Source organism: Muriicola sp. (genome assembly GCF_049669965.1).
Taxonomy (GTDB): domain Bacteria; phylum Bacteroidota; class Bacteroidia; order Flavobacteriales; family Flavobacteriaceae; genus Muriicola.
In genome coordinates, this window is record NZ_JBATLB010000031.1 from 1 (window position 1) to 4,336 (window position 4,336).

A 4,336-nucleotide genomic window follows, 5' to 3' on the forward strand; every position below is an offset into this window, starting at 1 on the left:
ATGCCAGATCCATCGCCACCTCCAGCTGATATTCAGCTGCTGTTTTTATAAAACCTTTAAAATCTGCCTCTGTTCCCAATTCCGGATGGATGGATTTGTGGCCTCCCAGACGGGAGCCAATACCCCATGGCACTCCTGTATCTCCTTCCTGTGCCGCTGTAGCGTTATTTTTCCCTTTCCTGTTTACTTCCCCTATGGGATGTATAGGCGGCAAATAAACAGTGTCGAATCCCATGGCCGAAATTTTTGGCAACAGGCGTTCTGCATCTTTAAAAGTGCCGTGAGCCCCTTCCACACTAGCGGTTGAACGTGGAAAGAATTCATACCAGGTACTAAATCTGGCCTTTTCCCTATCTACATATACTTTTAACAGGGTGCTGGAATTGACCAGGGTCCTAAGGGGGTATTGTATAAAAAGCCTATGAAGTTTTTCCGATATAGCTTCCTTGACGGCAAGATTGTAGTTCCCGGGCTCTTCAAATGCGCTAATAAGCTGTTGTACGTACTCTTTCTCTTTTCCTTTGGTACTTTTTAAAAGGGGATTTAGGTATTGTACCCCATCCAGTAATTCACTGGTAACCGTTTGGTGATCCCTTAATTTAGCTTCTATTCCGTGTTGCCAATTCAGCGGGTTATCTACCCACGCTTCTACTTTATATTCGTAAAATCCCTGTTTACCTGCGGTAAAGCTTGCAGAATGCACATCATTCCCAAGATGCTCCATACGTACAGTTGAAAAAGACTTCTCACTTTCGTGTTTAAAGGCCACATCTGCCTGGATCACATCATGTCCGTCTCCCAGGACATCGGCTAAAACACTAATTGGCTCTCCTACAATTCGCTTTATAAAATAAGTACCGCATTCAAGTTGTGGACTCATATTTTCAATCACCACCCGCTCTTGTTTCATTGGCATACCTGGTTTCTTTGGTTTTGGTTAAAAATAGAAAATAATACCCAAAAGAATCTTCTTAATCATATAAATTTATGCCCTAGTATTAGGGATGATTTAAGATAATGCAATTTTTTGGAACGCTTTTTGTTTATGTATAAGCATATATTTAAAATCAAAACAAACTCCTACTTGAATATTGATGTTCAGGTAACATAAAAAGGTATTATTATGAAAAAAATGTCACTCTTTTTTAGCGCGCTAGCTGTAGTTTTTATGATCTCGTGTGAAGGCCCGGCCGGACCTCCCGGACCCCCCGGATTTGATGGTTTCGACGGCCAGGATGGAATTAATATTCTGGGTACGGTATTTGAGATTGAAGGTAGTTTTAATCAGGCGAATGATTATGCCTTGCTCTATGAATTTCCTACCACTGTGGAGGTTTTTGAATCGGATGTGGTATTGGTCTATATACTGTGGGACCAGGCCGAAGACGGTAATGGAGATCCTGTGGATATCTGGCGACTTCTTCCTCAAACCCGTTTATTGGACCAGGGCATCTTACAATACAATTTTGACCACACCTTTTTTGATGTCAGTGTTTTTCTTGAATCTGACTTCGATCTTGCAACTTTACAAACAGGAGATACAGACAATCAGGTGTTTAGAATTGCTGTACTCCCGGCAGCATACGGAACCACCGGTAAGCTCGATACTTCCAACATAGATGCAGTGATGCGGGCACTCAATGTCTCCGAGAACGAGGTACAAAGAGTCATTTTAAATTAGGGAAATACAAGTTTTAATCCCCTGTAGTTATTTACGGGGGATTTTTTATTGCCTATTTTTGAAAGGATAAAAGAAAATTAACGACTGGTTTAAAAAAATGTTATGAAAAAAATAATGCTTATCGGGATTTGCCTGCTGGCCATAAGTTGCAAAGGTGTTTCCCAGGAAAAGGAAAAGGAAGCGGAAAAGGAAATTGCTGAAAGCACCTATCCGATCTCAAAGACAGAAGCCGAATGGCGTGCCGAACTTACGGATATGCAATTCTATATACTGCGCAAAGCCGGCACCGAAAATCCTGGTTCCAGCGAATTGCTCAACATTAAAGAACCTGGCACCTATGTGTGTGCCGCCTGCAAAACTCCTCTCTTCAGCAGCGAACATAAATTTGATTCAGGAACCGGCTGGCCAAGTTTTGACAGCGCCATTGAAGGGAACGTAGCCTATGATGTAGACTATAAAATAGGCTATGAACGTACCGAGGAACACTGTGCCGTATGTGGAGGGCACCTTGGTCATGTTTTTAATGATGGCCCCAGTGATACCACCGGAAAACGTCATTGTATCAATGGTGCAGCCCTGGAGTTCATTCCCGTAAAATAAAATTTTATATCTCACTTTTCTTTTGGAATGGATGCAAAACTACCTTTTAGTTCTTGCGGTGAAATCTTTGCCATAAACTGACCATATAAATAAAAAACGTTTCGTTTTGGTTTTGTAACTTTGCCGTCTTAATACCACAGACTTACTTAAATAAAATTAGATGAGCACTTTCGATGTTATTGTTTTAGGGAGCGGACCCGGAGGATATGTAACCGCAATCAGGGCTTCACAATTGGGACTCAAAACGGCTATTATTGAAAAAGAAAGCCTTGGGGGTGTCTGCCTTAATTGGGGATGTATCCCTACAAAGGCCCTGTTAAAATCCGCACAAGTGTTCGATTATCTAAAACACGCTGGCGACTACGGACTAAAAGTGGAAGGAGCGGACAAGGACTTTGATGCCGTGGTACAACGAAGCAGAAATGTGGCCCAGGGGATGAGTAAAGGGGTACAGTTCCTGATGAAGAAGAATAAGATTGAAGTGATCAATGGCTTTGGAAAAGTTGTTGCAGGAAAAAAAGTAAAGGTGACCGGGGAAGACGGGAAAGAGACGGAGTACAGCGCTTCCCATATAATTATTGCTACGGGGGCCCGAAGCAGAGAGCTACCCAGCTTACCGCAAGATGGCAAAAAGATCATTTGCTACAGAAAAGCCATGACCCTGGAAAAACAACCGAAAAAGCTGGTAGTTGTAGGCAGTGGTGCCATTGGGATAGAATTTGCCTATTTCTACAATGCCATGGGTACTGAAGTAACGGTGGTAGAATTTTTGCCAAATATTGTACCGGTAGAAGACGAAGAGATCTCTAAACAACTAGAGCGAAGCTTTAAAAAATCGGGCATAAAGATCATGACCTCTTCGGAGGTTACCAAGGCTGATACGTCCGGAGAGGGCGTAAAAGTAACCGTGAAAACACCCAAAGGGGAAGAGATCATTGAAGCAGATGTAGTGCTCTCTGCGGTTGGCATCAAAACAAATATCGAAAACATCGGACTTGAAGAGGTAGGAATCGCGACGGAAAGGGACAAGATCCTGGTGAACGATTACTATCAAACAAATATTCCCGGTTATTACGCCATTGGAGATATAACGGCCGGGCCTGCTCTTGCCCATGTAGCCTCAGCTGAAGGCATCCTATGTGTGGAAAAGATTGCAGGGATGCATGTAGAACCCCTGGATTATGGGAACATTCCGGGTTGCACCTATTGCCTGCCCGAAATAGCCTCTGTAGGGCTCACTGAGAAACAGGCCATTGAGAAAGGCCTCGATATTAAAGTCGGGAAATTTCCTTTTTCTGCCAGCGGTAAGGCACAGGCTTCAGGTAATTCGGAAGGTTTTGTAAAAGTTATTTTTGATGCCAAATACGGGGAATGGCTGGGATGTCATATGATAGGAGCCGGCGTAACGGACATGATTGCGGAAGCGGTCCTTGGGCGTAAACTGGAAACTACCGGCCATGAGATCCTAAAGACCGTGCACCCCCACCCTACCATGAGCGAAGCGGTCATGGAAGCAGTAGCAGACGCCTACGGGGAAGTTATTCATTTATAATCTTTAAAATAATGCTGTTATCCATGCGCCTGTTGGCTATCCTTGAAGGGATTTCCTATTTACTGTTATTCGGTTTTAGCATGCCACTAAAATATTGGGCAGGAATCAGAGAGCCTAATATCTACATTGGGTATGTACATGGATTCCTATTTATAGCCTTTATTATTGGCGCTTTTGCATTTTGCCGGCAGCAAAAATGGGGTTGGAAGATATATACCAAATTTTTTATCGCCTCCCTCTTACCGTATGGCACCTTCTACATGGACGGGAAATATTTAAAACCATTAAGTAATTCTTAGTGAGTAGTTAAGTATGCCCTGGTTTGTAGTGGCCTAAAGGTTCTTTTGCAGCTCAAGGATTCGCTTTTGTTTCACGGGCTCCCGGTTCTTTTTAGCGAAAGTGGTGTGGTACTGGTGGTTTTGAAGAAAGGCAATTTGCTGTTTCAACCAGGAATCTTTAGAATCCACTAATTGAAATGCCTTTAGTTCCTGGTACAATTTATT

The 4,336-nt window shown here is 43.0% G+C and carries 5 protein-coding genes; 4 read left to right on the forward strand and 1 reads right to left on the reverse strand.

Annotation, left to right across the window (positions count from 1 at the left end):
- Nucleotides 1–910 (reverse strand): maltotransferase domain-containing protein (locus WBM49_RS02090; RefSeq protein WP_424370408.1); only part of this gene is annotated, 910 nt, incomplete at its 3' end.
- 213 nt (nt 911–1,123) lie between these two features.
- Here WBM49_RS02090 and WBM49_RS02095 point away from each other — a divergent pair.
- From WBM49_RS02095 to WBM49_RS02110, 4 genes are all read left to right on the forward strand, one after another.
- Nucleotides 1,124–1,681, forward strand: coding sequence for a collagen-like protein (locus WBM49_RS02095; RefSeq protein WP_424370409.1), 558 nt, complete (start codon nt 1,124–1,126; stop codon nt 1,679–1,681).
- Nucleotides 1,682–1,783: 102 nt separating this feature from the next.
- On the forward strand, nt 1,784–2,281 hold the full coding sequence (gene msrB / locus WBM49_RS02100) for a peptide-methionine (R)-S-oxide reductase MsrB (RefSeq protein ID WP_424370410.1): 498 nt from the start codon (nt 1,784–1,786) through the stop codon (nt 2,279–2,281).
- Between the two features lie 160 nt (nt 2,282–2,441).
- A complete protein-coding gene (gene lpdA / locus WBM49_RS02105; protein WP_424370411.1) occupies nt 2,442–3,833 on the forward strand; it encodes a dihydrolipoyl dehydrogenase in 1,392 nt (463 codons plus the stop codon).
- Nucleotides 3,834–3,844: 11 nt separating this feature from the next.
- Nucleotides 3,845–4,132, forward strand: a complete 288-nt coding sequence (locus tag WBM49_RS02110) for a DUF3817 domain-containing protein (RefSeq protein ID WP_424370412.1) — start codon at nt 3,845–3,847, stop codon at nt 4,130–4,132.
- The last annotated feature ends 204 nt before the right edge of the window (nt 4,133–4,336 follow it).

Bases quoted from the DNA above. Each gene is read 5' to 3' on its own strand.
- WBM49_RS02095 (WP_424370409.1), top strand. From the start codon at position 1,124: ATGAAAAAAATGTCACTCTTTTTTAGCGCGCTAGCTGTAGTTTTTATG.
- msrB (WP_424370410.1), top strand. From the start codon at position 1,784: ATGAAAAAAATAATGCTTATCGGGATTTGCCTGCTGGCCATAAGTTGC.
- lpdA (WP_424370411.1), top strand. From the start codon at position 2,442: ATGAGCACTTTCGATGTTATTGTTTTAGGGAGCGGACCCGGAGGATAT.
- WBM49_RS02110 (WP_424370412.1), top strand. From the start codon at position 3,845: ATGCTGTTATCCATGCGCCTGTTGGCTATCCTTGAAGGGATTTCCTAT.